Below are 25,595 nucleotides of genomic sequence, written 5' to 3' on the forward strand. Positions count from 1 at the left end.
GAGGGCCCGTCCCGTTCTCCCGGCCCACCGCCTCGACACACCGCCGCCGTCAGGTGCTTGACAAACGGCAACTTCACATAACTTTCCGGCATTGCCTGGTGGTACGTCAGCACCAGCAGGGCCCTCACCAGTGCGGTCGCGTGCCGTGGATGCATACGCACCTTGGTCAGGATCCGGAAGGTCTTCAGGCTCGCGAAGCCGTGCTCGACCGGCGCCCGCAGGCTGCTGATCAGCCGGTTCACGACCTTCTTCGGCGAGGAGAGGCGCTTGCCGCCGCTCGCCTTGAACCCGGTGATGACCGCCGGCTGCTCGGAGTCGCCGCCGTCCAGGCCGACGAAGCCCAGGTCGGCCACCGCCCCCAGCTCAAACTCCCGCAGCCGCGCGCACAGCTTCTCGTAGCGGGCGGCCGTGATCTCGCTGCAGGCGCCGCGGCGGGCCGAGGAGATCCACAGCAGCCGCCCCTTCGCATCGGTCAGGGCGAGGAAGAGCAGGCCGTGCGCCTTGTGCTTGCCCGAGTAGTTCTTCCGGTTCGCCTGACCGGTTCGTCGCCGGGTACGGATCAACGTGCCGTCCAGCAGCACCAGGCACCCGCTGTCCTTGGCCACTTTCGCCAGCGCGCGGTCCAGGCGCGGGGCGCGTGCGGCCAGCAGGCCGATCACCTCCAGCACCCAGCGCCGCACCGTGGAGGCCGACACCGAAGCGCCGCCGGCCAGATCGGCCAGCCGCTCGTCGTTGCGCAGGTGGGCGAGCACGATCACCGCGATCCGCCCGTCGTTCAGCGTGCGCCACCGCGAGCGGATCTTCTTGCGGTGGGCGCGGAGCAAAGAGGCCACATGGTTGACGGTCGAAGTGGACAGCGGCAGGCGGACGGAGTAGACAAGGCTGATGTCGCCCCCGGCAGGGCTGGACTTGGTCTTCACACACCACCCAACTCCCGCCGGGGGCACGATCGGTACGGCCGGAATCAGCTCTTGCGCGGGGCCGGGTCACGGGCTACCGGGGCAGGTAGCGCCCGGCGGGCGTGCGGGTGATCCAGCCACGCTCGGACAGCTTGCGCAGCTTCCCGCGCACCGGCTCCACCTTCGCCGGCCCCAGATCCAGCCCCAACGCGCGGGCCACGTCCTTGGCCTGCAGCGGGCCGTCGCCGCCCGCGACGACCTCCATGATCGTCCGGTACTCGGCGGGCAGATCCTCGATCCGGCTCTCAGGGCCTCGCGGGCCGAACAGCAGCTGGCCCGCGGCACCCGGCGTCGCACCGGGGCTCTGCGCGGGCACGGCCGGGGCACCGCCGGTGGCTTCCTCCAGCGCCTGCTGCCAGACCGCGGCGTCGGGATGCCCCGCGTCGGCATCCTCCTGGTACTGCTGGTAGACGATCTCGGCTGCCTCCAGCCGGGCCACCTCGGCCTCGGTATCGGCCAGCTGCTTGCGCAACTGCTCAGCGCGTTCGCTCAACACAACGCGGCGTTCCAGCAGCCACACCATCAGGTTCTGGACCATGTCCCCTCTTTCGCGAGCCCGCCGTCGCGACCCTGCTCGCAGGGTAAGGGGACGAGTGCGCAGCGTGCAGGAGATCCAGGAAGACGACCCGACGCGGAGCGACAGACGATCTCCCCGCCACGATCACCGCGATGAGCTGCGCGAGCACCCCAACGACTCGTCACACCAGGCCCGGTGACCTGCACGAATCACGATGAAACTCCCTCAGTGTGGGGGTGGTCGGGGCCCAGCACCCGCACCGTGTCGGCCAGCAGCTCCTCGGTCGCGGCCGCGGCACCGGCCGCATCCCCCGCCCGCCCCCGCCAGTGGGCGAGGTTGTAGCGGGCGGCCAGGGTGTTGGGGTGGTCAGGGCCCAGGCGGTGGCTGGTGGTCTCGGCCAAGCGATGGAAGTGGGCTGTGGCGGCGGTGACCTGGCCAGCTTCGCCGAGGCTTGTGCCGGTGCGGAAGAGCACATCGTGGGGGGCGGGCTGGTACAGGGCGTCTTCTGCGGTGCGGGTAAGGGCGTCTGTGTTGGCGCGCAGGGCCTGGGCGAGGGTGGTGTCGCGTTCGATGGCGGGCCAGGCGGTGGTGAGGGCGTCGGCGGTGGTGAGGGCGAGTTGATTGTGCTGGTCGGGGGTGAGGGTGTCACGGGTGGCGCGTTGGATGAGCTGGTGGACGCGGACGGTGTGGTGGGGGGTGTCAGGGGTGTGGTCGATGAGGCTGAGTCGGTGCAGGGCGCGCAGGGCGAGCACGGCGTCCTCGGCCGGGACCGGGGCCGGCTGGTGGGTGCTGCCCGTGCTGGTGGAGGTGCGGTGTTCGGCGAGGTGCGTGAGGGCGGGCTGACTGGTGAGGACCGTAGCGGGGATGCCGTTGGGGTCGAGCATCGCGGCCAGTTGGAGCATGGGGCGGGCTAGGCCGACCGGGCGGAGCTGGTTGGCGCGTTCGATGGACAGGGCCCAGGTAGCCGCCACGGTGGCGCTCTGGTCGTCCGGCAGCGCGCCGGGTTCCGGCAGCAGGTCGGCCAGCTTCCTGATCCGGTCGGCCAGCAGCTCTCGGTAGGAGGCACAGGTCAGGCCCGCGTTGATGATGTGGGCGGCGGCCTGGGCCAGGGCGAGGGGCAGATGTCCCAGGTCGGCGGCGAGGTCGTTGATCTGGTCGGCTGGCTCGTGGCGGTCGTGCGCGGCAAGTACGGCGGTGACGTAGGCGGCAGCCTCCTGGGGGGCGAACAATCCCACGGCCACCCGGCGCCGGCCCGCTCCGGTCAGGGCGGCCTCGCGGCGGCGCGTGGTGACCAGGGCACGGCCGTGGCGGCTGGCGGGCGGCCACCAGCCGCGCATGTCAGCAGGATCCGCGACATCGTCCAAAACGACCAGCCACCGGCACGGCTTCTGGTCGGCTTTGGGCTCCAGCCAGGCCAGAAACGCCCGCGCGGCCCGCTCCGGATCGCCGGGATCGGCGGCAAGGACCTCCACGGCAGCCTGCGCGTATCCGGCCGTGATCGCTGAGCGGCTGCTCGCGCTGATCCACACCAGGACGTCGACCTCGCCGCCGTCTAAGGCGGTGCGGGCATAGTCGGCGGCCAGCTGGGTCTTACCCACCCCTCCGGTCCCAGTCAGTACCTGGGTGAGCACCGCGGTGCCCCCGCCGTCGACCGCCGCCCGCAACTGGTCGGCCTCGGTGCGGTGCTGGAAGGACAGGGCGGGGGGCGGGAGCTCGCCGACCTGGTGCGGCCAGGCGGCCGGTGTGCGCGGCGCGGCCTGCTGCACGAAGGTGCCGATCGCCAGGTACCCGGTGTTGGCCAGGCCGCCCTCGCTGGCGGTGGCGGCGCCCGTGTGGCTGACGTGTACCGGGCCGGCGGGTCCTCGGTCCGGTCCGGTATAACCGGTCACCGCCGTGGCGCCGTCGCGGGCGGTGGCCTCGCCGGTGTCTGCGGCGGCTACCGACGGCCCGTGCTTTGCGTCTGCGTCCTCGGCCCGGGCACTGGGGTCACCGGCCGGGCCGGGGCGGCGCTTGGGCCATCTCCATCTCACCATCGGACAGAAACCCTCCCCGGAACTGTGGCCGATCCGGCCCGGTCAGCTGAAGTCGACACCCGTACTTGCGCTGCTGCCGGGCCCGTCCGCGGTGGCGTCCCCGGTCCGTTCCGCCCGGACCGGCCCGCTCCCGGCATCTTGCGGGCGTCGCACGCCGGTGGACGCTCGGCCTCCACCGGTGGCCTTGGCGTTCCCGGTATCGACCGCCGCAACGCTGGGCTGTGGGGTGGCCGGGGACTGCATCAGCGCCCACACCAGGGCGGCGATACCTGTGGCGCCCTGGACCGAGGCGGCCACCAGCTGGCCGGTGTCCGGGTTGTCTAGCAGCCAGAAGAACGGCGTCGACACGGTCAACACGCCCGCGACCACCATGATCGTGATCTTCCTGCTTCGCGACACACTCACCCGCCCCCTCCAAACAGCACCGCCGAGCACCCGCTTTCAGCAGCATCGGATGAACTCCACTGGTAGCAAAGAACGCCCCTGCGCGACCACCGGTTCCAACCACGCGCTGCTGTCACTCACCCCTCATCCTCGCAGCCGCTGCCCTCCGAAGAGTTCGCCAACGCGGGCAGGGCCCGCCCGAAGCATCACGTCCGTGTCCGGCACCGTGCCCCTGAACGGCCGTCTACAGCCCAGCAGCAAAGTCGTCGGCGGCCGCGGTGCGGACGGCGGCTAGCACGGTGTTGGGGTCGTCGGGGTTAGCCAGTTGCACGGCGCTCGCGTGCGGCTGCGGCCCCGACCACCCGGACACCCTCGTCAGTCGCAACAACCTCGCCGCCACTTTGGTCCGCCTCGGCCAGCACCAAGAAGCCGCCGACCTCCACCGCCAAACCCTCGCTGGCCAAGAACACATCCTCGGCCCCGACCACCCAGACACCCTCACCAGCCGCAGCAACCTCGCCCGTGCGGAGGCGGCTGTCGCACGGGCGGGACGCGGATGGTGGTCGAGGCTGCGTCGACGCGGCCGACCGTAGATAGCGCCTGCACCATGGTCCGGTCCCTATACGGCGGTCCGCCCGGCGCGAGATGCGGAGCCCCGCCGAAACGCAACAGAATCAGTATCGCCCCTCATTCTCGACGGCACCGGACCGGCAAGGCGTCGAAACCCGCGTCAACGCCCTGTGCGTAACCGCCGTCGATCCGGCGCTGGTCGGCTTCCTACGCGATGCCCCCGTACTGGCAGCAGGGCATGAGATGATCTTTAGCCCGCGCCCTCACCCGTGATCACTCTCAGACCCTGCTGACCGGGGATCAGCAGGCTTGTCTGTCCGTCCCAATCGGTTGCGGGGAGTTCAACGCGTAGACCAAGGTCCGCGTCCGCGACCCGTTCCACCAACTGTTTGTCGAGAGTGATGAAGGCGGTGCATCCCTCGTCCTGGGCCGTTACGAGATGGACGGCGTCGTGAGAGTCCAAGCGATGGCGCAGGGCCAGTCGACGCGCCTCTTCTGCGATTTCCTGGTGGACTTCTACTCGAATGATGTCTGAGCGCTGGAACCAACTGTCGATCAGGTCGCCGGCCGCTTCCAGAGTTGCCCCACGGGCGTGCCTGCTGTAGCGCTTGTCAGTCAGCTTGGCCTCACCGTGATGGAAGGTCTCGGTGTAGACGAGCTCAGACATGACCAATCGGCAGGCCCCCTGTTCGAAGTCCCGCAGCAGTTTCAAGCACGCATCGAACTTGTCCTCGTGATCGCCCCCAGCGCGCGTAGTGCCCTTGATCACCTCAATGAAGATGCAGGAGTCGAGGTAAAGGCGCGGCGCTGTTGACCGGCGCGGGCGGCTCACTCGTCGTCCTCGTTAGCAGTCGCACCTCGCTGTCGGCGGACAAACTCTACAGAGGTGAGTCCGCTGGTCCAGTCAGGCGATGCGCCGGCCCAGTCCTCCACACTCACTTGGCGACGGGGTCCCTGCACCACTCTGAGCTGGTCCACCCTGAGGTGAACAGGCTGGTTTCTGGCATTACGAGACAGATCCCCCCGGGCCACTACAACCTCCCCCACATGCCGCTTCACCTGCTCGATTACTTCTTCCTCTGTCGTGTTGCACCGCAGCGCCAGCCGCCGCGCCTCGTTGTACAGCGAGAACTGTGGCGTTTTTGAGCGCAAGTTGACTTTGTCTAGCCGTCCGCGGAATGAGCTGCGCGCCCTGGCTTTCACGTGGAGTGCTTGCAGGGCATGGACGCGTACGGCGGGCGTCAACGAGGCAGCTTGGGACCAGGGAGCACGAGGATCTGTGCGTACCCGAAGCCCCGAAACCCCCCGTTTTCCTACCAAGCCGGTGAGATCAGCGACCCGTCGGATGGTCACTTCATCCTCGAATGCCGGAATCTCCGGCCGTTCTTCTAGCTCTCGGACCACAGTGAGCAGGCGTTGTCCGACTTCCCCGTCTTCTCTGTCCAAGGGCCTGACGGCTACGAGGGCGCTCCCCTCATTTAACCCGGTCAGGCTCCACTCCTCACCGCCCCCCATACCCTTGAGCAACCGATTGAGGTTGCCCAACACTTCCTGCAACGCAGACAACGTGATGGCGCCGAGCTGCCCCTCAACCTTCACCTCGACATCCACAGTTCACCCCCGGTCGCAGAGTACACACTTGCCAGCCAGAGCAAAGCCAGTAACGCAATCCGGTTCCAGGCGCGACACCCCTTGTATACCTATCCGTGCCCTCTCTCGAACAGTCATCGCCCAGGCTCGGGCGCTCGTCCCTCTCCGCGCGAGCGGAGGTGAGCCGCCGTCCGCCCGACCACCTTCAACCTCGACCCCGTCCTCTCCGCGCGAGCGGAGTGTCAACGGGCCGCCCTGCCCGGCCCCGCCGCCTTCCACGATGGCCAGGCGGCGCTGAACGACAGGGAATGCGTCTGGATGGTCACGGGTCGGTCATGGCCCTTGCGTGCTGCCAGCTGGTGTTCAACCGTTTGTGTCTCTGCTGCGGTAGCGCTGAGGTCGCGGCTCGTTGAGGGGAATGGGGCTTGGCGAGGAATCGGGTACGGCTGAGCGGTGGCTCCGCCTGGCAGACGGACTTTCGCCGCAGGACCACCGGGCGTGTGTTGCGCTCGCCCATGGAGATCGCCACGGTCCGCCGCACGCTCAATCACACCCTGACCGAGCTGAAGCGGGCCATCGACAGCCATGCCGTCGCGGAGGCGGCCGACCTGTATGCCCTGGCCTGGCAGCAGGCAGCAGGAGCCCTGCCCAGCGAGACCCGGCAGCAGCGGGCGCTGCTGCAGTCCTACAAGGAGATCCTCGGCTCTCGTCGCTGGCGGGAGATGGAGCGGCAGCAAGCCGCGGCCGCCCCTTCGAAGGCGCCGCGCCCTGAGCCGGCCCCGGTGCCTCCGCCGCGTCCGGCTGCTGACCAGCCGAAGAAGCGGAAGCCGGCCCGGGCCTCGGAACCACCGGCCCGACCGGCCGCGCCGGTCTCTCGGACACGACGGCCGGAGACCCGGCCCGCCCCCCTGGCCGGGACGGTCGGCGGGCCGTCCCGCTTTGAGCAGCCGGCACTGCTGGAGTCCGCGCGACTGTATGAGATCGCGACCGGTCTGCGTCCGCTCCTGGAGGACACGGCACGCGCCGGCGCCACCACCAGCTGGGCGCTGATCCGCAAGCGGCTGCCCGGACTGCCCCGGCTTCACCGCGACGACGAATGCGTGATCCTGTGGCTGGTCGACGAAGACCGCCAGAACGGCGAACCGCTCCTGGCGGCACTCGTCACGGTCGGCAACCGGCAAATGCACCCACGCTTCCCCGCCGTCGCCGAACAGCTCGGCCTGTCATGCGGTGCGAATACCGTTCAGCAGCAGACGACATGGAGTTATGAGGTCCTGAAGGTCCACCAGCACTGGCGTCACCGGCGGCAGTAGCGCTGTCCTCCTCTGGCGCTTCACGACGCCGACCACCCTCACCACCGGGCGCGGCCCTGCCCCGGGTGGCCGACGGCTTGGGCGTCGGCCACCCAACGGGCTATGCGGCCGGCTCGTAGGTCACGGTCTGCTCCGGGCAGGCGCCCGCCACCTCCCGCAGGGCCGCCACCTCGGCTTCGTCGGCCGCAAGGCTCCAGCGGAGCTTCGTGGCCACCCACTCGGCAACGTACCGGCAGTGCACCCCGGCAGCAGGCGGCAGCCATCCGGCAGGGTCCTGGTCAGCCTTGGAGCGGTTCGAGCGGGCGGTGACAGCGACCAGACTGGCGTCGGCGCCCTGGTCGTTGGCGTACGCCTCGCGACGCTGCGCCGTCCACGCGGACGCCCCGCTGTCCCAGCTCTCCGCGAGCGGCACCATGTGGTCGATGTCCAGGCCGGAGGCCGACGTCACCCACACCTGGTCGTAGTACGAGAACCAGCGCCCGCCCGACAAGCGGCACCGAGGCCCGACCGTGGGCGGCTCGACGGCCTCGGAGAGCAGGACCTCCGCGCGGGTGTTGCAGCCGTCATCCGGGTCGTCCCCGGCGTTCCAATGACGGAAGGCGTCCCGGTCGTAGCCCTCACGGGACTCGGTGCCCACCGGCAGGCGGGTGACGGCCTCAGCCAGCGGGAGCGTCTCCGCCGCGTGGGCGGGAGCGGGGGCGGTGAGGGGCAGGGCGGCGAGGGCGGCGGCGGCCAGGCCGCGCAGCACAGCTGTGAGCATGAGCCGTTGATAGCGGCCCGCGACGGGGCGCGATCGGCTGTTTGCCGAGTGCGCCGCCCGTGTGGGTGCAATGGTCATACCGGGAACCGGCGCGGCGCGGCCTTCCTGCAGCGCAGCACACGCGAGCGCATCCGTTCGGACGGCGGGCCGGCGACGCACAGGCTGGCCAGGCCGCGTCCGGCCACGCGATCACGCGGCCGGACGTCAGCACGCACGTCCCGCCGTACCCGGCCGGGTGACGCTGCCCGGACGGGAGAACTTCGGCGAGCGTCGGAGCGCCGTGCCGGGTATGAGAGCGATCAACGACGCGCATGTGGTGGAACCGGGACTTGCGGTGGTGGAGGTGGCGGCCGCCGATGACGAGACGGCGTTCGCGGTCCAGGAGCTGCTCGCCGCGCGGTGGGCGATTGCGCCGGCGGACCGCACGACCCACGAGCCGGGCGAGCCGGGTTGTGCTGGTGGCCGCTGCCTGTGTGGGCTCTGGCCTGTCCTGCCGACCGAACTTGGCGAAGGAACCTGAAAAGACTCCGCTGGCGTGTAAAGAGAATCAGGGGCCTGTCCCTCTCCAGTGGTGACGGCCGCCCCCGAGCGGGGGCCTCCAGGCCGCTACCCGAAGGAGAAGAAGATGGACCCCATCACCATCCTGCTCGTCGTCCTGGGATTCCTGCTGCCGAGCCTCACCTCGCTCATCAACAGCAAGGCGGACAGGAATCGCGACGCCGGGAAGGCAGAGATCATCAGAGCCCAGCGTGGCGGCCACCATCCCCGCCGCAAGCGGCGCGGGGGACGACGCAATGTCTGAGGCAGGCCAGGGCGTGGGCCTCACCCTGGAGGAGGTCCACGCCCGCCACTATGGCGAGTTGGTGGGGTTTGCGCGCAAGAAGTTGCGCGCGGCGAATGTACCGCAATCGTTCATCGACCCAGAGGACGTCGTGGGGAACGCCTTCGCTAAGGCATACCGCGACCCTGCCCGCATTGAGCAGCCCAAGGCCTACCTGTTCCAGATCATGAGGCGGGAGATCCTGGAGCACACACGACGGGCGCGGTACTACGAACAGGCGGCAGAAACGGCGCAGGCCGATCTCCGTCTGGAGGCCGACGACATCAGCGATGTGATCTCCGCTCGGTGCGATGTGCACCACGCCCTAGCTGGCCTGCCGACGCAACAGCGTGCGGCGGTGTGGGCGACCAAGGCCCTGGACTGGTCCCAGGCCGAGTATGCACAGGCGGTGCAGAAGCGTCCCGGAACGGTTGCCACCCACGTCTCACGGGCCGTGGCTGTGCTCAAGACCACGCTCGTCGCTGGCACATTCGTAGCGGCCATCCTCCTCTGCGCTGCGGGCGGAGTGACTCTTCGCCGCTACACCGCCGCGAGCCGGGCTGGCCGTCCGCACCCGGACCTGGTTCCGGAGGTGCCCCAGTCCGTGGCCGTCCTGTTGTGGAGTTTTGTCGCTGCCTACCTCTGTGTTGCGCTAGCCCTGGGCGCCTTGCTCGTCGTTCCTCGCCTGCGCAGACTGCTCAGCCTTATCAGTCGGTGGATGGGTCGGGGCCCGAAGCTGCCCCTGGATGAGCCGCCAGGGTTCGCCTCTGGGGTCGCGAGCGCTGCTGAGAAGGAGCACTGCTCAGGGTGTGGCAGGGAAACCGAACACAGGGAGCTGACCGAGGAGGAGGAGAAAGCCTTCCGCGAGGTATCCGGCCATCCACATGATCACCTGTTCAGGATCTGCACCACCGAGGGCTGCCGTGAGGTGAGTTACGTGATGGGCAAGGCAGACACGATGAACCGCATGCCCCTACCGAAGTTGCCGGACGCTCAGGCGTCCGGCAACGATGCGAGGGTGGCGGCGAACTCATAGCCGGGGCTATATCCAGCAGCCACTGCGGCGGGCCCCAACGCTTTGTAGTGCAGACCTACTTGCGGTCGAAGCGCAACTGAAACTCCTGGATCTGGGCACCAGAGCAGGCACTGCGTCCGGCACGTTGCGCTGTTCTGCGGTGGACTCTGCCCAACTCCCCAGTCAGCCCAGCCACTCGGCCTCAATCAGATCGTCCCGGACACGCTCTCGACGCATCTCCCCAGCCCAAAGGCGACGCGGATCGGACCATGGTCGGTAAAGCCGACTTCGACCACATGGTGCGGCTCGGATGGGTCCGCTCCCCGCAGTCGATCGAGGTCCGCTTCGGCACAAGCCGGGCCGGGGCCGTCGACGTCGCCCCCTACACCACGGCGTCCGTCGACGTGGTCATCCCCGCCCACCTGGAGGTCGACTGGGAGCAGCTGCGCACGGTGGAGAAAGGCCGGCGCTCTCCGCTCGTGGCGCTGCGCCCGGGACCGGCGCCCGCACCGGCGTAAGCCTCCGGGGTTCCTCCCGCCCGCCGCGCCCCACGCCGTCCAGAAGGGCGGCCCGGGGCGCGACGTTCTTCGTGCGAGCCGCTCAGGCTTGCCTGACGGCCGGCTCCCACAGGGGTCGGGCGAGCCCGGTCCCGTCGCAGTGGAAACACCGGCCGCCCCCGGGCGTGCTGCGGGCACCGATGGTGCCAAGGGCGTGGAGCAGGAGCCGGGTGAGGCCGTCGACATGACCGGTGTGCAGCGCCAGTTCGTGCCGCTTGCTGATTCGGACCTCCAGCACGAAGCCGGAATCGTCGATGTCCTGCGTGTCGATGGCGATGCCGCGTGTCACGGTGTGGATGAGGTCGTGAACGTGGCCCATCGTCTCTGCTCCGGACATCTCCACCCGCGCCGTGAAGAGAGTGTCGTACGGATGGGTGATGGATAGCAGCGCTTCCGGCGTCTCGAACGGCACGAGGTTGCCGACCGGTTCTGGGTGGGCCGCGCGAAGGCGCGTCAGGGCGTGCCACATGTCTCCCATGTCGCCGAATCCGAGCTCTGCGTCTGCGGTCTTCTGCTTGCTGCGCCTCATGGCTTCCCTCCGGTTGGTGACGCTCAGGAGAGCTGTCTACGCCGTGGCCGGGGCGCGATCGGTCGTCCCGGCCACGGTGTCCCGCCCGGTGGTGCGGTGACTTCGTGGTCCGTCCCGCTGTACGGCCCGATAGCTCCCGGCCGCGCATCGGGCCTGCCCGGTCAGGTCCGCCGGTGGAACAGACCGCGGAGCTTGCCCGACTCCTGGTCGTGGTCGTGCTCCGGCTCCGGTGGCGTGGTGGTCTGGAGGCGGGCGGCTTCGGCTGCGGCCTTCTCGCGGGCGATGTCGTCGGCGCGGCACGTTTCGCACACGGACAGGTCACCGGCCTTCGGTACCTGACTGTGCATGGTGGTCTCCTCCCAGCGCTGGTCGGTGAACCTCTGCCCGCACCGCTTGCACACCGGGCGCCGCACCTCACGGTCGGTAGCGCGCTGCCGTTTCTCCTCTGCTTCGGCCTGCGCGTACTGGCGGCGGTAGAGGGCGTCGCCGTCGGGATTGTCGAGCGCGGCGGTCAGCTTCTGCTCGCTGGCCCTGCCGAGACGTCGCCACACCGCCGCGTCCGCGCCGTGCTCCTGGAGCTGCTCCAGGGTGGTGAAGACGACCGGCACAGCCTGGCTGTAGTCCTTGGCCGTGATCGCCTCGCGGTAGTAGGTCTCGTACCGGCGCGGCGCCCAGTAGCGGCGGCCGGCCTCCTCCAGCACCTTGACGGTGTTGTCGACCTTGGTGTCCGTGGTGTCCGCGAACACGAACGCCACCGGCGCCAAGCCCTCCTGGCCGGTCGGCGGGTAGACCCGGCGCCACAGCCGCTTCTCGTGGTCGATGCCCGCAATCGCGTCCGGCCGGGAGCGGACCAGGTCCGCGGTGTACTTGTCCGCGCCCGGTGCCAGCAGCCGGCCCCACTCCCAGTACCGGCGCAGCTTGTGCACCAGGTCGTCGGCGTCCTCGGTGCGGCGGTCGATCTCCAGCAGCAGCACCGGCACCCCGGCCGCCGGCGCCCGCACCACCAGGTCCGCCCGCTGCACGTAGCCGTTGCCGAGCCGGTGGGCGACCTCGGTCTGGAAGCCGAGCCGGTGCCCGATCCCGGCGCGGTGGAGTTCGGCGGCCGTGGAGGTGACCGCCGCGGCGTGGTCGTCATAGCCGGTGCCGAGCAGCTCCCCGGTGACCGGGTCGTACTCCTGCTTGCGCAGCGCCGAGACCCGTATGCCCTTCGGCTCCAGCAGCCTCTTCGCCTCGCCATGTCCTCGCTTGGTGAGCACCCACACCTGCCGCTGGTCGTCCTGGACCGATTCAATCCTCACCAGCTGGTGGTCCTCCAGATCCAGGAGGTTGTCCCGCGTGAGCTTGTCGTGCTGGTTCTCTGGGCGGGTCAGCTTCCACAGCTGGTCGGGCGTAGCCCTCTGGAAGATCCCCAGCGCTTGCAGCAACTCCCGGCGTCGAGGCTCGGTCGAAGTCCTCCTGTGCAGGGGACGCCTTTGGGCATGAGGGTTGTCGGACCTGCGGCGACCCCCTGTCCGCCGGGCTTGACCAGCGGAAACGATCGGCCCTTCGCGACGGGGCGCGGAGGGGGTGATGGAGGGGTCCACGGAGGGGGTCTCCGGAGCCGTGTCCGGGGTCTGCTCGGGCTCGTCTGCGGTGCTCGCCACAGGGTGCTCCTGGAAGGTGGGGCGGGCCTGTCCCGCCATTCACCTCGTACAGGTGCGGTTCTCGGCTCTCGTGTGACGCCGATCTTGGAAAGCCCCTCCGTCGTGACTGCATCGTGATCAGCGGGAGGGGAGGAGAGTTCTCCCCCGTCAACAGCCGGACGCTGTCCACAGGGACGCGATCCGAGCATCGGGTTCGAGGCCGCCGCGATCAGCGGGGCGGCCCGTACGTTGAGAAGCCGACATGCCCGACACCACGCCGCTCACCCCGATGACTCCGCACGCGGCCATCAGCGCCTTCAGCTACCTCCGGGCCGTCCAGGCCGACGCCGTCGACGCCGCCCGCGAGTTCGCCGGAGCCGAACCGCGGATGCCCGGGCTGCTCGTCGACGTCGCCGAACGCATCGTCGTCCCGGTCACCACGCTGCCCGGCCCGGAGGCGGGCGAGCCGTGCGAGGACACCTTCGCCCTGGAGGCCCTCGGGCGCGTCTTCGTGGCCTCTCTGCGGATCTGGGCGCAGCCCGGGCCGGATACGGCGGAGGGCATCGCCCGCGCGGTCATCGACTTCGCTGCACAGTTCCTCACCGAGGACCACGAGGACGTCGCCGACACCCTGCGCCAGCTGGAGGCCGTCGGCGTGGGCCAGGCCCTCGATGCGCGTCCAGCACCGACCGGTGCGCACCCGGTGCGCCTCACTGCCGTGTAGTGCGCACGCCGCGCGGTGCGGTGGTGCGCGCCGTCGGTGCCACCGCACCGGGTGCGCGCCACGGGTGGCGGGCTCCTATATCACGCACCCCCTTGACCACGGTCTGATCCGCGACCGGAAAGCGCTGTGTCAAGGAGAAATGGGCCAGGTAGCAGAGGTGGTCAAGGGGGTGCGCATCCACGCAACAGACCTGGACAAGGGGTCACGCGCGCACCCGGCCGCACCCGGTCAAGGGGTGTCGGTGCGCGCACCAATGCGGTGCGGGACATCGGGTGCGGCGCACCGGGTGCACGCGAAAGTGCCGGGCCTCGTCGGGTGGTGCGCACCGGGTGCGGTGGCGGACATCGCGGTGCGCACCACGGTGGAGTCCATCGTCATCCGGTGCGCACCAGGATGGAGTCCACTCGGTGGAGCCCATCGGGTGGAGCCCACTCGGTCGAGCCCACTCGATGTTCTGCATCCGGTGGCGATGCGCGGCATCGGGTGGCCCTACCTTTCAGGACACGGGTGAGCCCCAGCCATTCGTAAGGTTGTGGCACCCAGGGGGCGGGGTGTGGCTCTCAGGCTGGCTGCCGTTGTTCGTGGCTCCGGAGGCTTGGCCGCCCTGCTCCCCACGACGACTCGGCCGCCGATTAGGAAGTGCGACAAGATCGCTGTGTAGGGCAATGCCGGCGAGGTCGTCCGTGGTACGCAAAGAAAGATCAACTCCGGGAGAACGATGAGCCGGATATGGGCCGGGATCGACTGCGGCAAGACCCACCACCACTGCGTCGCCATGGACGCCGACGGCACGACCTTGCTGTCGCGACGGGTGGCCAACGACGAGCCGGAACTCCTGAAACTCCTGGGCGACGTCCTCGACCTCGCCGATGGCCGCGAGGCGACGTGGGCGATGGACATGACCGGCGGTGAGCCCGGTCTGCTGATCGCTGTCCTGGTCAACCACCTGCAGGAGCTGCTGTACATCCCCGGCCGCATGGTCAACCGGGCCTCCGACGCCTACCGGGGCGAGGGCAAGACCGACGTCCGCGATGCCAGGATCATCGCCGACCAGGCACGCATGCGCCGCGACCTGCAGGCCATCCGTCCCGACGACGAGACCACGATCGAGCTGCGGCTGCACACCAGCCACCGCATCGACCTGGTCGCCGACCGCACCCGCACCATCAACCGCCTGCGGGGCACCCTGCTGAGCATGTTCCCCGCGCTCGAACGCGCCCTGGAACTCACCAACACCGGGCCGCTGGTCCTCCTCACCGGCTACCAGACTCCCGCCGCCCTGCGCCGCATCGGCGTCAGCCGGCTCACCACCTGGCTGCGCAACCGCAAGGTCCGCGGCGCCGAAAGCCTCGCCAAGGCCGCCGTCGAGGCCGCCGAGCGGCAGCACACAGCCGTGGCCGGCGAGAAGGTCATCGCGAAGGTGGTGCACACCCTGGCGAGGGAGGTGATGGCCCTCAACGAGAAGATCACCGAGATCGACAGGCTCATCGAGGGCCGGTTTCGCGAGCACGAACTCGCCGAAGTGATCCTGAGCATGCCAGGCATGGGGCCCAAGCTCGGTGCCGAGTTCCTGGTTGCCATCGGCGGCAGCCTGGACGGTTTTCCCACCGCGGACCGGCTCGCGGCCTTCGGCGGCGTCGCTCCCGCTCCGCACGACTCCGGCAAGACCAGTGGCAACCTGCGGCGCCCCCAGCGCTACCACCGGCGCCTGCAACGCGTCTTCTACACCTCCGCGCTGGTCAGCTCCTGGAGCGATCCCAACTCCAAGCGGTTCTACGACCGCAAGAGAACCGAGGGCAAGAGCCACGTCCAGGCCGTCCTGGCGCTGGCCCGGCGACGCGTCAACGTCCTGTGGGCACTCATCCGCGACCGACGGTGCTACCAAGTCGAGCCTCCGACAATGGCCTGCTGAACGCTCGTCCTGTCCAGCCAGAGGCCACCGCGCACTGTTCCCGCACAACTGCAGGGTGCGAAGATCGAAAGACCTACATCTGAGCGGGGGACGTAGATGGACGTGCTGATCAGGCCCGCACGGGCCACGGAAGCCGACATGCTCACCAACTTGGCACTGCGGTCCAAGGCGCATTGGGGCTATGACGCCGACTTCCTGAAAGCCTGTCGCGACGAGCTCACAGTTGCCGCGCACGAGGTTGCACGCCGACGAGCCACGGTGGCTGACAGAGATGGCCACATCCTGGGCTTCACGACTCTTGAGGGAGAGCCACCCACAGGCGTTCTGGGCATGATGTTTGTCGAGCCGCAGGCCATTGGCCAAGGGATCGGCCGCCTGTTGTTCGAACGCACCATCGCAGCTGGACGAGACCTGGGGTTCACCCAGCTCACGATCGACGCGGACCCGAATGCCGAGCCTTTCTACCGCGCCATGGGTGCAGTCCGCATAGGAAGCGTGCCCTCGGGCTCCATCGCCGGCAGAGTGCTGCCGCAGATGGTCGTCACCATCCAGCGCTGAAACAGCGCCGTTTGACAACAGCGTTAGGAAGCCTCCACTCAGTGGACGGTGCCGGGCATCGTCACCACAGCCAGGCGTTGGAGTGCCGCACCCGGGAGAGGGCGCGGGCATCGCGGCGCGCGGCCGCGTTGCCGATCCGGTTCTGCCGGGAGCGGGGCCGGCGCGAGTTCCCCGCGGCGAGGCGGCGCTTGGCGGTGTCCTGGAGCCGTCGGCGTTGCTCGCGCAGCTCCTTCTTCTTGGCCGCCTTCGACTTCGGCGTCCAGGGCCGCTTCCAGATCGGCTGCCACCCCACGGGCTCGTCGACTTCGGGCTCCTGGTCCTCGTCGAGCGCGGCGGCCATCTGCTTGCGGGCGGCACGGGCGCGGGCGAGGGCTTCGTCGGGGTTGGGCTGGTCTTCCGGGGTGTTCACGTGACTCCTCCTGTGGTTCGGCCCGGTGTGTGCTGGGTGCCGGGTTGCTGGGTGTGCGGCGGCGGGACCGCCGCCGGGGCTGGCTGCGGACGCAGGCCGTGGGCGGCTTCGCGTGCCCGCTGGCTGTCCTGGAGCGTGGCGGCCACCTGTGCGGCGGCGGCTTCGAGGGTCTGGCGGGTCTGCTCCACCGTGTCGACGCCGGTCTCCGGCTCCGGGAGGCGGCCGTCTTTCCGGCCGTCGCGGAACGGCCGCGGGTGCGACCTCGAGGCGGCGGGCACCGCGACGGCGTACGGGCGGGTGCGGGAGCCCAGGCGCTCCGCTCGCCGCGCGGCACGGACCCGGGCGGCCAGGGCGCCGGCGGCGAGGCGGGCCCGCTCGTACGGGGCCGCCGTGCGGCTGCGGGTCAGCGGGCGCAGCACGGCCTGGTCCTCGGTGTCGCTCGGGTACAGGGCGCGCAGGTCGGCGGTCATCCTTCGGCCGCGCCCGACGGGGCGGGTGTGGTCGTCGACGGCCGCCTGCACAATCCGTTCGTCCAGGCCGGGCTGGTGGGGCTGGCCGCGCAGGGCGTAGGCGAGGTGGCGGCGTGCTTCGGCGAGCAGGTGGTGGCGTGCGAAGGCGCCGCGCATCACGTAGACCACGGCGACGGTGTCCACGGCGGCCAGGGCGATGTCGACCATCGGCCGCACCCGCGCCCACACTGCCGCGGCCGCCGCTCGCGCCCGCTCTGCCAGCCGGTAGACGGTGCAGGCGCCGAACGCCCGGATCGCGGAGGTGCGCCATCGCGTCCGCAGCTCGGTCAGCGACAGCAGCTCGGTACGCTTGGGTGGGCGGGTCTGGTCGGCGGCCTGGCAGGCCAGCGCGTAGCCGGCCTTCTCGCCGGGCGGGTACCCCTGGCGTTCCTCGTACTGGTCCGTGAGGACGGACAGGGCATCCTCGATCTGCTGACGGCGGGTCGACTGCCAGCCGATGAGCCGCTGGTCGATCCCCGCGATCTCCATGACGGGCCGGCGGCCCGGGGTCACCTCGCGTGGCTCCCACGCCCACCCGAGCCGGGCGGACACCTCCTCCATGAACAGGAGGGTGTAGAGACAGTCGGCCGCGACGATGTGGGCCAGCATCGAATCCGCGGAGAGGTTGCCCCACGTCCCGTCCGGACGGCGGGCACGGATCGAGACCACCGCATGGTCGTGGAGCAGCGGCTTCGACTCGGCAGCGCGGGACTCGTAGTGCCGGAACACCGCGACGATCAGCCCGTCCCGGATCGGCTTGCGGTGTTTGCCGCTGCTCCCCCACCGGATCTGTGCGACCGACTCCTCCAGCCACGCCAGGGTCTTGTCCCGGGCGGTGTCCTGGCACAGCTCCAGCACGAGACGGGTCTCGTCACCTGCGAGCGCCCACGCGATGTGTGCCGTCGACGGCGCCCGGAACACCAGGTCCATCGCCAGCCACGGTGTGCGCTCCTTCGCCTTCTCCGTCTTCGGGGAGCGGTTGTGCTCGATGGGCCTGCCCAGCACGGTCGCCCGCCGGGCATGGGCCGGGCTCTGGCCCGCCGTCAGGAGCTCGCGCTCGATCCGGTCGGCGTCCGGGTGCCGGCCTTCCCCCAGGAGCAGTTCGGCCTGCCGCTCGCTCACCACGTCCCCGGCCGTCAGGCCGACCGCGGCCAGGCCCCGGCCCTTCCAGACGCCGGGCGGGACACCGGCTTCGTCCTGGGCGGCGCGCAGCGGCGTCCCCGCCGTGCGGTGGCCGTCGCCAACCATCACGCCGCGGAAAAGATAGCGCCACCCGCTCCCCGGGCGAACCTCCGACTTGCTGATCACCGGCCCATAGAAACTCGGCACTGACCTGCGAAAAAGTGCGATCTCGGGTACGTCCCGCCGGGCGGGAGGCCATCACCAGATCTTTACCGCCCCGCCCGCCAGGCGGGCCGCGACGCCAGCCCGAGACGGTAAGCCGTCGACCTGTGCACAGTCCGCCGCATGACGAACGAACTGCTTCACGGAGACCTCTGCCCGCTGTGCGGCCAGCCCCTCACGCTGCGCCCGACCGTCGTCGTCCGCTCGAACGTGCCGTACCCCACCCGGACCGACTACCTGCCCCACTGCACCGCTTGCGCCAATGACCTGCCCAACGTGCAGAGGTGGAACGACCTGATGAACGACCGCTACGGCCTCTGACCCGGACCGTGCGAATGCTGCGCCACGACCACATCAGCACCACCCACCACGAAATCCGCCCTGAGCCGACTCCAACGCCATCCAACGCGCACCCACGCACTACTTCCCCAACCGACCACCACCGCTGAGCGCACCGCGTCACCGACGCCCTTCAACACGAACAGCCACCACCGCCCCCGGCCGACCGGCCGGGGGCTTCGTGCGTCCTGGAGGTTCACCGTGCCCACCTACGAGACCCTGCCGCGCTTCGCCGCCGACCTGGACCGCCTCCCCCCGGAGCAGCGCCGCCGATTCCGCCGTGCCGTGGCGGCCTTCGTCGAGGACCTACGCACCGGCAGCTTCCGCGCCGGCCTCCGCGTCAAGCGCGTTCAGCAAGCACCGGGCGTCTACGAACTGACCTGGTTCATGGGCACCGGCCCCGCAGGACGCGCGACGTGGGAGTAGGGGCCCGCGTGCCGCCCCGGCGAGCAGTACATCGTCTGGCGCCGGGTCGGGACGCACGAGATCTTCACGGGGCCCTGATCCGTCAGCGCGGCGTGCGAATTCGCACGCGAGCGTTCGGGTTGATTCGAACGAGGGGGCTTGCGCCTCGTGGGGAGTGGGCCGTCCCGCGACGCAAGCACGCCGATCTGATACGGCGGCGAAGTTCTTCGCGCGGTCTTGCTGTCTGGAGGAATCCCTCCCGCTCCAGGGGGTGAAGGAGAGTCGTGATCGAGCCCGCGACGTAAGCGTCTTGGGTGGTCCATGGTCCGGCTCTCTTGATCGATAGGAGAAGGACATGGTTTCCACAAGCGGGGGAACCAACCGTCCGATGTGCCCTACGCTGCATCTCACAGCCACCTCGGGCTGATGAGCACCACCCCTACGAGGACGGCCGACCGCGCGGCGACTCCCCGCGGACGCTGCGCCCCCGGCGCAGCCGATCACCCTGGCCCGTCTGTACCTGTAGGGGGACTCGTGTCTATCGCGGACGCTCCGCAGCCTGCCCAGCCCAACCGCCGTCAGCAGTTCACCCGCCGCCTGCGCATACTCAGTGCTCGCCTCCGCGCGCTGATGTTGAAGGCGGTCCGGCTCACCTCTCGGCACTTCCTCGCCGGGTTCGGCTACGCCTCCGGCGCCTGGGCGGCAGCCGAGATCCTGGGTCACGCCACCACCGGCGTTTCACCGCTCATGCTGCTGTGGCAGTACTTCGCGCAGTGATGCGGAAGGGCCAGCCTCCTCGCGGGGAGGCTGGCCCTCAGCGGTCAGCCCACTTCATCACCTTCGACCTGCTGCGCCTACTTGGCATTGAGACCACTACCTGCCTTTGTCAGTAGCACGGGGCCCTGTTGGAGCGGTGTTCGCCGTGTAGTGACTCGTCGTAGTAGCGCGACATCTGCTCGCTTCGTAGGTGCTTGCCGGGTAAGCACCTCTTGATCTTGCTGCCCGTTTGTCGAGGTGCCAAGCACTGGCGTCAGCTGATGAGCAGCTCAACCAGTTCTTCGAGCTGCTGAGGAGTGAGGCGTTTCTTCAGTTGCGCGGCTAGGACCGTCAGGTCCTCTCCCTGGGATGTTGCGCTGGAGGGGCTCGCAGGCTCCGGCAGAGGCTGCTCGTCGGCGGTTGCCGGGGGGGTGCTTACCGGGTAAGCAGTGCTCGGCTTCTGCTTGGGCTCTTTCTTCTTTGTCCGCTGCGCGAGTGCTTCCTCAGCGGCGCTCTGCTGTTGCTGCTCGGGGAGCTGCCCGACTGTGCGGGCGATCTTCACGGGGAGTGTCTTGTCCTCGAGTGCTTTTTGCAGCTCTGGGGTGAGCTTGAGGAGAGCCAGACGCTGGGTTACCCAGCCGCTGGATTTTCCTAGTGCGCGGGCGACGGCTCGCTGTGACCCGTGGACTTGGACAAGGCGTTCGAGTGCCTTGGCTTCGTCCAGGGGCTCGAGGTCCTCGTGCTGAACTGCTGCTGTGAGGGCGGTTTCCAGCAGGGTGTCGGCGTCTTGTGTGAGGGAGTCGTCGATGTGGACGGGGACGTCATCAAGGCCGGCGAGTTCAGCTCCGGCGAGGCGGCGATTGCCGTCTACGACGACGTACTCAGCATTGCCGAGAGCGTGTTCCTGGCCGGGGTGCGCCTGGAGAAATGCCTGTCGAGTGACGACTGTCAGGGGCTGGATGATGCCGCGTCCGGTGAGGCTGTCGGCCATGTCCTCGATGGCCTTGGCCTCGACCCGCGGGTTGTAGGGGTTGCGGGTGAGTTTGTGGACGGGGAGCCGCGGGGTGTTGGTGGTGGTTGTGGTGTTGTCTTCCTGCTCGGTGGTGCTGTGGCCGGCGAAGACGGCGAAGGATGCAGCTCGGCTGCTCATAGGCTGAGCCACGGCATCGAAGGTCGCGGATCCGCCCAGGGCGTCTGCTTTGCTCATGCGAGCCCCCTGGCGATCTGGCGCATGTGATGTGCTTGGTCGGATTCGGGTGCGTAGGCAAGGAGTGGTTTCTGAAGTCGTACGGCTTCTCGTTGCTCTTTGAGGTCGGGGACTACGGCGAGGACTGGGGGAGTTCCGAGGGCCTTCCACTTCTCTAGCGAGGAGGTGGCGATGAAGCCGCGGCGGGAGTCGTACTTGTTGACGACCAGGCCGAGTTGTTCGACTTCGATGTCGTAGTCCTTGGTGAGGGATGCGACTTGGTTGATGAGCATGCCGTAGGCCTGGGCGGAGGTGTCTTCGGCTTCAACGGGGATGACGAGGCCGGACCTGGCTGGCTTCTCGCCGTCGCGGCGGTGGCCGTAGAAGATGCCGGCGTCCATGGCGAGGCCGAGGCTGGGTGGGGAGTCGATGACGATGACGTCGAAGTGCTCTTCGAGGGGTGCCAGCGCACGCTCGAGTGTGGAGTGGCGGGGGCCGCGGAAAATGGTGAGGCCGGAGTCGAGGAGGAAGGCGTCGAAGGCTGCGGGCAGGATTCGCAGGCGGCCTTCGAAGCGCGTTCCCTCTATGACGACGGTCAGGTCGAGCAGAGCCTGATTGGCCTGGTCGCGGTTGAGCATATGGGTGACCAGGCTCTCTTGCCCGGCTGGGATGACTTTAAGTTCGAGTTGGTGGGAGAGGTGGCCTTGCGGGTCGTAGTCGACCAGCAGGACGCGATGTCCTTCTTCTGCAAGGGCTTGGGCGAGACCGGCGGAGACAGCTGTCTTGCCTACGCCGCCCTTCTGGTTGCAGACAATGAGGCGGCGTGTGATGGCAGGTTCGTCGCTGGCCGGGTTCTGTTCGAGCCACAGGACGACGGCCTGGGCGAGGCCTTGGATGTAGGAGACGCCGCGGGTGCTGCAGTCCTGTTTGAAGGCGTCGTAGAGACCTTCAGGGAGCCAGGTTCCGAAGGATTCCGCGCCGGCGGTGTCGACGGCCGGGAACTCGTCAGTGTGGGCTTGCCAAGCCTGGATGCCTGCAGTGACGGCGTCCTGGACGTCGGTGTTCAGCTGCGCGGCTCGGACTTTGAGTGCTTGTCGGAGCGAGGCGGGCAGCTTGGACACAAGCTTCTCCCGCTCACCCCCTGGGTTTGGAGATGCCATGCGCGGCAGCATACTGCCGCTGATGATCTAAACAAGTCAGGCCTCGCCCATCGTTCACTCGTTCTGACGTTAGTACCTGCATGTGGGGTGCTTACCGGGTAAGCACCCCACATGCGTAGCCGGTGCCTGTCAGTCCCCGGTCCTACAGTCGACTCGACAACGAGGAGGACTTGTGGCTGACCATGGCAGCGAAGCCCGGAACTACGCGACCTTGGCCGAACAGGAGCTCGCACAGGTCACGGATCCTGGACAGCGCGCAACGGCCTACGCTCTCTTGGCCCTGACTCACGCAGTACTCAGTGGCGGAGAAAACGTGAGCAAGATCAGTTCCACCTTGTGGGAGATGGAAGACGTCTTCCGCGGCTGACCGTGCAGTGGACGCACCCTTGACCCCGAATAGGGCCCCCGGTGCCGCCCTTGATGGGGCGGCACCGGGGGCCTGATCGTGCCGTGTCGGTGGTCAGCTCTGGAGTATGGGGCGGGGGCGCCAGCCTCGCCGGAAGGCCGACTCGTCCCCGCACTTAGGCCTCTATCCCGCCTCCGAGGGTGCCCGGATGCGTGGGGTAGGCAACATCCAAGGCGTGCATGAGGGACATGTAGCGACCCAATTCCGCGGCCCAGTCAGGCTCCGTCAGGTACTGGACTGTGTTGAGGGCGACAGCAGCCAAGCCGGGTGCTCCCTCTGGTGTGATGCCACCGACAACGGCCCACCGCTGCCACATCACATCTCCGGTCAGCCGAGCGAGGATCTCCGGCTCGTCCGAGGAGCGCCGCATCAACTCGTGAAGGGCGCCGGTCGCCAACGTGCAGGTGTGCACGGCGCGACATAGGTCCCGGTCGTCGGCCGTCTCGACGGTGCGCACCATGCCGGGGATGCCCTGAGCCCATGGGGACTGTGCCAGCAGGTCGATTCCGTCGTCGAGTTCGGCCTGTCGGTGTTCCTCACGAATGCGCTCGATCTTCTCCGTGTGGTCCGGCATGGCCCGTTCCAGCGCTTCTAGCAGCTCCTCGATCCCGATGTCGTCGGCGCCGCCGAGCAGCAGCCGGACGCCAGGGTCCATCAGGGCCCGGTGGAATACGTTCGGCAGGGCGCCCGGCGAGCGGGGCAGTTCGAGCCCGGCTTCGGCAGCGTGGGCGCGCAAAGTCTCGTCCAGGTCCCGCCGCGGCAAACGGCGATTCCTCAGCATCCTCTCGGCCGCGGCCCGTCTGGCCTGGAACGCCCGGTCGGAGTTCCCGGTGGGGATCTTGTCGACGCCCGCCCGCGCCAGCGGCCTCTTTAGACTCGCGACCAGGGCCGTCCGCAGCTGCTGGGCGCTGTCAGGGGTGGCGTTGGCGGCCCACAAGTGCCACCCGATCCACCCCATGCCACGGCCCTGTCGCGCGGTGATCGCCAAGTGCATGGCCCGACGCAGGATGTGGGGCTGGATGGTGGGGGAGTCAGGCTTGAACCAGGCCGAGGGCTTGGGAAGCCAGCTGTTTTGTTGCCAGCGCTCCACTTGCGTCGGAGTGGCCTTGAGCCCGTGCTCCTTGAGGGATCGGACCAGGGCAAGGTGGGCGGTGGACGGCTTCGTGCGGGCCATGGTCAATTCCTCCGGTCCTGGCTGCCGATGGTCAGGACGGAGTACAGGGCGACGGCAGTTCCAACCGCACTCGCCCATGCCTCGCTCTGCGCGGCTGCGACGGCGGCGACCGTCACCAGGAGCAGCACGGACAAGCGCGGGCCGGCGCCTCCGTCGGGGTTGGTGTTCATGTACATGGTCCCTTTCGTAAGGTCCTGCTGCCGGGTGTGCCCGACAGTGCAGCCCGACCGCGTGGATCTAGGGCGGTGCCGCACCTCTAGGAGCCCACGACGTCTCTCGCGAGATGCAGGAAACTTCGCGGGGTTGCCGTCCGTCACGGCGCTGCCGCTCCCTTATGTAGGCCATTGACCAGGGGTGAAGCCGGTCAGGCCGGAGCGCTCCAGAAACGCGAAAAGGCCCCCGGGGCCGCCCTCGATGAGGGCGGCCCCGGGGGCCTGGTCATGCTGGTGGGTGGTCAGCTCTTGGGTGTGGGGCGGCGGATCACGGATCGGTCGACGTGGAGGTGGACCCGTCGACAACCAAATTTGGCCGAGCGGTGGATGCGCTCCCGCTCAGCGTGTCCTTTGGTAGTCCGGTCAACACCTCGATGGCGACCTCCTGTACAGCCGATGGCGATACGGCGGGAACCGGCGGGAAGGGCCGCGTAGTCGGCGAGGTTGGCGAGCAGTTCGCGGGCGCCGGGGGTGTTGAGGACTACGTCTTGGACGCGGGGGTGGAGGCCGTCCAGGTCGAGGATGTCGTGGGAGGCGGCCGGGTCGCGGAGCCGGTCGCGGACGTCTTCGATCCGGTCGGCGGCGGGCGGGACGGGGGAACCGTCCGGACCGGTGGGCAGGTGCAGGTAGCCGGACGAGATCAGGCGGATCGGGGGCAAGGGAGCCTCCTGCTCGATGGTGAGGAGCGGGCACACGGGCAGCGCCGCGCCCAACCGGGAAGGGCCGGGCGCGGCGCTGCGGGGTGCTGCTACTGGGTGGTGGTGTTGGTGACCACGATGAGCTGGTCGCTGTCGAGGTCCATGACGACTGGGGCGTCGGTGCCCTGGTCGCGCTGGGCGGCGGCGTGTTCGTCGGCGGGCCAGGAGCCGCAGGGGTGGCCGGCGGGGAACCGCGCCAGGACGGTGCGCTGCGCGGGGAGGGCGGTCGTCATCGCGTGCCGCCGTTCTCGTGGGCTTCGATGAGGTCGCCGATCGCGTCGGGGCTGGCGGCCTCGCCGGCCCAGCGACCGGAGGCGGTGAACACCGGCACGGCGTCGCGGTCGGCGTCGAACACGACGACGTAGATGCCGAACCGCTCCAGCACGAGGTCGTAGAGCACGGGGGCCGGTGCGGCCTCGAGGAGCTCCAGGCCGTCGACGGTGAGGTGGGCAGGGGCCTCGGGGTCGTCGGGCTGAACGAGGGTGCCGGTGACGCGCAGGAGGTCGCCGGGCTGGATCTCGCGCAGTAGTACGTCGGCGATGCGTGGGTCTCCGGTGGTGCAGGCGTACACGGTGTCCGGGGCGTCGGGGGCGATCCGGTCCGCGTTGGCGGGGGAGTGGATCAGGTCGAAGCGGGCGGTGCCCCAGCCGGTGCCGGGGGCCGGGATCGCGTCGACGTAGCCGTCTATGGCCAGGTGCGTCTGGGGGTTCATCAGCGGGCCTCCGTCAGGGTCTTGGTGGAGCGAGGGGAGCGGGGTCGGGGGGAGCGCTGCGCGAGGTCGAGGAGCTCGCGGTTGCGGCGCTGCTGGGCGGGGGTGAGCGGCCGGGCCTTCGGGCCGCGGCGGTGCCAGAGCGGCGAGGCCGGCGGCTCGGGGTAGGCGAGGGTGCGGTCGACGTCGGGCTGGGTGCTGCTCATGGGGCCTCCAGGTGGAGGGAGAGGTCAGGCGTGGTCGGTCGTCCCGCCGTCCTTGGGCGGGTCGGAGACGAATCGGGTCTCGCCGGGGTGCCGTGCGTTCCAGAGCTCCGCGCAGACCTTGTGCACGGGCTCTTTGGCGTGGGACCTCAGCGGGGTGGTGGTGCCGCACAGCACGCACGGTGCGGGCGGGCCGAAGTGCTTGTAGTGGCGCCAGTTGAG

Annotated in this window: 31 protein-coding genes and 1 pseudogene; 12 read left to right on the forward strand and 20 right to left on the reverse strand. The window is 69.3% G+C overall.

Annotated features, from left to right (window positions below; all coding sequences use genetic code 11):
* From AB0I73_RS34450 to AB0I73_RS34465, 4 genes are all read right to left on the reverse strand, one after another.
* On the reverse strand, positions 1–920 hold a 920-nt coding region (locus AB0I73_RS34450), incomplete at its 3' end, for a transposase family protein (protein WP_363044110.1).
* Between the two features lie 73 nt (positions 921–993).
* The gene (locus AB0I73_RS34455) at positions 994–1,497 is read right to left on the reverse strand and encodes a hypothetical protein (RefSeq protein WP_363044112.1); all 504 of its coding nucleotides are present in this window, start codon (positions 1,495–1,497) and stop codon (positions 994–996) included.
* A 188-nt stretch (positions 1,498–1,685) separates the two neighbouring features.
* The gene (locus AB0I73_RS34460; protein WP_363044114.1) at positions 1,686–3,509 is read right to left on the reverse strand and encodes an NB-ARC domain-containing protein; all 1,824 of its coding nucleotides are present in this window, start codon (positions 3,507–3,509) and stop codon (positions 1,686–1,688) included.
* Positions 3,510–3,551: 42 nt separating this feature from the next.
* The gene (locus AB0I73_RS34465) at positions 3,552–3,908 is read right to left on the reverse strand and encodes a hypothetical protein (protein ID WP_363044167.1); all 357 of its coding nucleotides are present in this window, start codon (positions 3,906–3,908) and stop codon (positions 3,552–3,554) included.
* 284 nt (positions 3,909–4,192) lie between these two features.
* Between AB0I73_RS34465 and AB0I73_RS34470 the strand changes: the two genes are divergently transcribed.
* The gene (locus AB0I73_RS34470; protein ID WP_363044116.1) at positions 4,193–4,486 is read left to right on the forward strand and encodes a tetratricopeptide repeat protein; all 294 of its coding nucleotides are present in this window, start codon (positions 4,193–4,195) and stop codon (positions 4,484–4,486) included.
* 227 nt (positions 4,487–4,713) lie between these two features.
* Here the strand turns inward: AB0I73_RS34470 and AB0I73_RS34475 are convergent, their stop codons facing one another.
* Positions 4,714–5,295 carry a type II toxin-antitoxin system VapC family toxin gene (locus tag AB0I73_RS34475; protein WP_363044118.1) on the reverse strand — a complete coding sequence of 194 codons (582 nt, stop codon included), beginning with the start codon at positions 5,293–5,295 and terminating at the stop codon, positions 4,714–4,716.
* On the reverse strand, positions 5,292–6,074 hold the full coding sequence (locus tag AB0I73_RS34480) for a hypothetical protein (RefSeq protein WP_363044120.1): 783 nt from the start codon (positions 6,072–6,074) through the stop codon (positions 5,292–5,294). Before AB0I73_RS34480 ends, AB0I73_RS34475 begins: the two co-directional genes overlap by 4 nt.
* A 404-nt stretch (positions 6,075–6,478) precedes the next feature.
* Here AB0I73_RS34480 and AB0I73_RS34485 point away from each other — a divergent pair, with 404 nt between their 5' ends.
* The gene (locus tag AB0I73_RS34485) at positions 6,479–7,366 is read left to right on the forward strand and encodes a hypothetical protein (RefSeq protein ID WP_363044122.1); all 888 of its coding nucleotides are present in this window, start codon (positions 6,479–6,481) and stop codon (positions 7,364–7,366) included.
* 100 nt (positions 7,367–7,466) lie between these two features.
* On the opposite strand, the gene AB0I73_RS34490 is transcribed toward AB0I73_RS34485, so the two are convergent.
* Positions 7,467–8,126 carry an HNH endonuclease family protein gene (locus AB0I73_RS34490; protein WP_363044124.1) on the reverse strand — a complete coding sequence of 220 codons (660 nt, stop codon included), beginning with the start codon at positions 8,124–8,126 and terminating at the stop codon, positions 7,467–7,469.
* Positions 8,127–8,415: 289 nt separating this feature from the next.
* Between AB0I73_RS34490 and AB0I73_RS34495 the strand changes: the two genes are divergently transcribed.
* From AB0I73_RS34495 to AB0I73_RS34510, 4 genes and pseudogenes are all read left to right on the forward strand, one after another.
* On the forward strand, positions 8,416–8,646 hold the full coding sequence (locus tag AB0I73_RS34495) for a DUF6207 family protein (protein WP_363044126.1): 231 nt from the start codon (positions 8,416–8,418) through the stop codon (positions 8,644–8,646).
* Between the two features lie 105 nt (positions 8,647–8,751).
* Positions 8,752–8,928, forward strand: a complete 177-nt coding sequence (locus tag AB0I73_RS34500; RefSeq protein ID WP_158716531.1) for a hypothetical protein — start codon at positions 8,752–8,754, stop codon at positions 8,926–8,928.
* The gene (locus AB0I73_RS34505; RefSeq protein ID WP_363044129.1) at positions 8,921–9,982 is read left to right on the forward strand and encodes a sigma-70 family RNA polymerase sigma factor; all 1,062 of its coding nucleotides are present in this window, start codon (positions 8,921–8,923) and stop codon (positions 9,980–9,982) included. Before AB0I73_RS34500 ends, AB0I73_RS34505 begins: the two co-directional genes overlap by 8 nt.
* Before the next feature lie 257 nt (positions 9,983–10,239).
* Positions 10,240–10,479, forward strand: a pseudogene (locus tag AB0I73_RS34510) (hypothetical protein); the annotation flags it as partial.
* Between the two features lie 82 nt (positions 10,480–10,561).
* Here the strand turns inward: AB0I73_RS34510 and AB0I73_RS34515 are convergent.
* On the reverse strand, positions 10,562–11,047 hold the full coding sequence (locus AB0I73_RS34515; RefSeq protein ID WP_363044131.1) for a hypothetical protein: 486 nt from the start codon (positions 11,045–11,047) through the stop codon (positions 10,562–10,564).
* Positions 11,048–11,208: 161 nt separating this feature from the next.
* Entirely contained in the window at positions 11,209–12,471 is a 1,263-nt protein-coding gene (locus AB0I73_RS34520) for a replication-relaxation family protein (protein ID WP_363044133.1), read from the reverse strand.
* A gap of 460 nt (positions 12,472–12,931) precedes the next feature.
* On the opposite strand from AB0I73_RS34520, the gene AB0I73_RS34525 reads away from it, so the two are divergent.
* The 3 genes from AB0I73_RS34525 (at position 12,932) to AB0I73_RS34535 (ending at position 15,863) form a co-directional block, all read left to right on the forward strand.
* On the forward strand, positions 12,932–13,393 hold the full coding sequence (locus AB0I73_RS34525) for a hypothetical protein (protein WP_363044135.1): 462 nt from the start codon (positions 12,932–12,934) through the stop codon (positions 13,391–13,393).
* A 718-nt stretch (positions 13,394–14,111) separates the two neighbouring features.
* The gene (locus tag AB0I73_RS34530; protein WP_363044137.1) at positions 14,112–15,305 is read left to right on the forward strand and encodes an IS110 family transposase; all 1,194 of its coding nucleotides are present in this window, start codon (positions 14,112–14,114) and stop codon (positions 15,303–15,305) included.
* Between the two features lie 96 nt (positions 15,306–15,401).
* Positions 15,402–15,863, forward strand: a complete 462-nt coding sequence (locus AB0I73_RS34535; RefSeq protein ID WP_363044139.1) for a GNAT family N-acetyltransferase — start codon at positions 15,402–15,404, stop codon at positions 15,861–15,863.
* Between the two features lie 61 nt (positions 15,864–15,924).
* Here AB0I73_RS34535 and AB0I73_RS34540 read toward each other — a convergent pair whose 3' ends face one another.
* Together AB0I73_RS34540 and mobF are read right to left on the reverse strand one after the other, a co-directional pair.
* Positions 15,925–16,272, reverse strand: coding sequence for a hypothetical protein (locus AB0I73_RS34540; RefSeq protein WP_363044141.1), 348 nt, complete (start codon positions 16,270–16,272; stop codon positions 15,925–15,927).
* A complete protein-coding gene (gene mobF / locus AB0I73_RS34545) occupies positions 16,269–18,029 on the reverse strand; it encodes a MobF family relaxase (RefSeq protein ID WP_363044169.1) in 1,761 nt (586 codons plus the stop codon). The genes AB0I73_RS34540 and mobF overlap by 4 nt, the downstream gene beginning before the upstream one ends.
* 219 nt (positions 18,030–18,248) lie before the next feature.
* On the opposite strand from mobF, the gene AB0I73_RS34550 reads away from it, so the two are divergent.
* The 3 genes from AB0I73_RS34550 (at position 18,249) to AB0I73_RS34560 (ending at position 19,646) form a co-directional block, all read left to right on the forward strand.
* A complete protein-coding gene (locus tag AB0I73_RS34550; RefSeq protein ID WP_363044143.1) occupies positions 18,249–18,446 on the forward strand; it encodes a hypothetical protein in 198 nt (65 codons plus the stop codon).
* 219 nt (positions 18,447–18,665) lie between these two features.
* Positions 18,666–18,890 (forward strand): hypothetical protein, encoded by a 225-nt coding sequence (locus AB0I73_RS34555; protein ID WP_363044145.1) that lies wholly within the window; start codon positions 18,666–18,668, stop codon positions 18,888–18,890.
* A 513-nt stretch (positions 18,891–19,403) separates the two neighbouring features.
* Positions 19,404–19,646, forward strand: a complete 243-nt coding sequence (locus tag AB0I73_RS34560) for a hypothetical protein (RefSeq protein ID WP_363044147.1) — start codon at positions 19,404–19,406, stop codon at positions 19,644–19,646.
* Positions 19,647–19,899: 253 nt separating this feature from the next.
* Here the strand turns inward: AB0I73_RS34560 and AB0I73_RS34565 are convergent, their stop codons facing one another.
* The 9 genes from AB0I73_RS34565 to AB0I73_RS34605 form a co-directional block, all read right to left on the reverse strand.
* Positions 19,900–20,832 (reverse strand): ParB/RepB/Spo0J family partition protein, encoded by a 933-nt coding sequence (locus AB0I73_RS34565; RefSeq protein ID WP_363044149.1) that lies wholly within the window; start codon positions 20,830–20,832, stop codon positions 19,900–19,902.
* Positions 20,829–21,971, reverse strand: coding sequence for a ParA family protein (locus tag AB0I73_RS34570; RefSeq protein ID WP_363044151.1), 1,143 nt, complete (start codon positions 21,969–21,971; stop codon positions 20,829–20,831). Before AB0I73_RS34570 ends, AB0I73_RS34565 begins: the two co-directional genes overlap by 4 nt.
* A 521-nt stretch (positions 21,972–22,492) precedes the next feature.
* Positions 22,493–23,551 carry a hypothetical protein gene (locus AB0I73_RS34575; RefSeq protein WP_363044153.1) on the reverse strand — a complete coding sequence of 353 codons (1,059 nt, stop codon included), beginning with the start codon at positions 23,549–23,551 and terminating at the stop codon, positions 22,493–22,495.
* 2 nt (positions 23,552–23,553) lie between these two features.
* The gene (locus tag AB0I73_RS34580; RefSeq protein ID WP_363044155.1) at positions 23,554–23,721 is read right to left on the reverse strand and encodes a hypothetical protein; all 168 of its coding nucleotides are present in this window, start codon (positions 23,719–23,721) and stop codon (positions 23,554–23,556) included.
* 284 nt (positions 23,722–24,005) lie between these two features.
* Positions 24,006–24,422 carry an RNase adapter RapZ gene (locus AB0I73_RS34585; protein WP_363044157.1) on the reverse strand — a complete coding sequence of 139 codons (417 nt, stop codon included), beginning with the start codon at positions 24,420–24,422 and terminating at the stop codon, positions 24,006–24,008.
* 89 nt (positions 24,423–24,511) lie between these two features.
* Positions 24,512–24,694, reverse strand: a complete 183-nt coding sequence (locus AB0I73_RS34590) for a hypothetical protein (RefSeq protein ID WP_363044159.1) — start codon at positions 24,692–24,694, stop codon at positions 24,512–24,514.
* The gene (locus AB0I73_RS34595; protein ID WP_363044161.1) at positions 24,691–25,173 is read right to left on the reverse strand and encodes a hypothetical protein; all 483 of its coding nucleotides are present in this window, start codon (positions 25,171–25,173) and stop codon (positions 24,691–24,693) included. The genes AB0I73_RS34590 and AB0I73_RS34595 overlap by 4 nt, the downstream gene beginning before the upstream one ends.
* Positions 25,173–25,376, reverse strand: coding sequence for a hypothetical protein (locus AB0I73_RS34600; protein WP_363044163.1), 204 nt, complete (start codon positions 25,374–25,376; stop codon positions 25,173–25,175). Before AB0I73_RS34600 ends, AB0I73_RS34595 begins: the two co-directional genes overlap by 1 nt.
* 24 nt (positions 25,377–25,400) lie before the next feature.
* On the reverse strand, positions 25,401–25,595 hold a 195-nt coding region (locus tag AB0I73_RS34605; protein ID WP_363044165.1), incomplete at its 5' end, for a hypothetical protein.

This window comes from Streptomyces sp. NPDC050388 (assembly GCF_040655635.1).
Classification (GTDB): domain Bacteria; phylum Actinomycetota; class Actinomycetes; order Streptomycetales; family Streptomycetaceae; genus Streptomyces.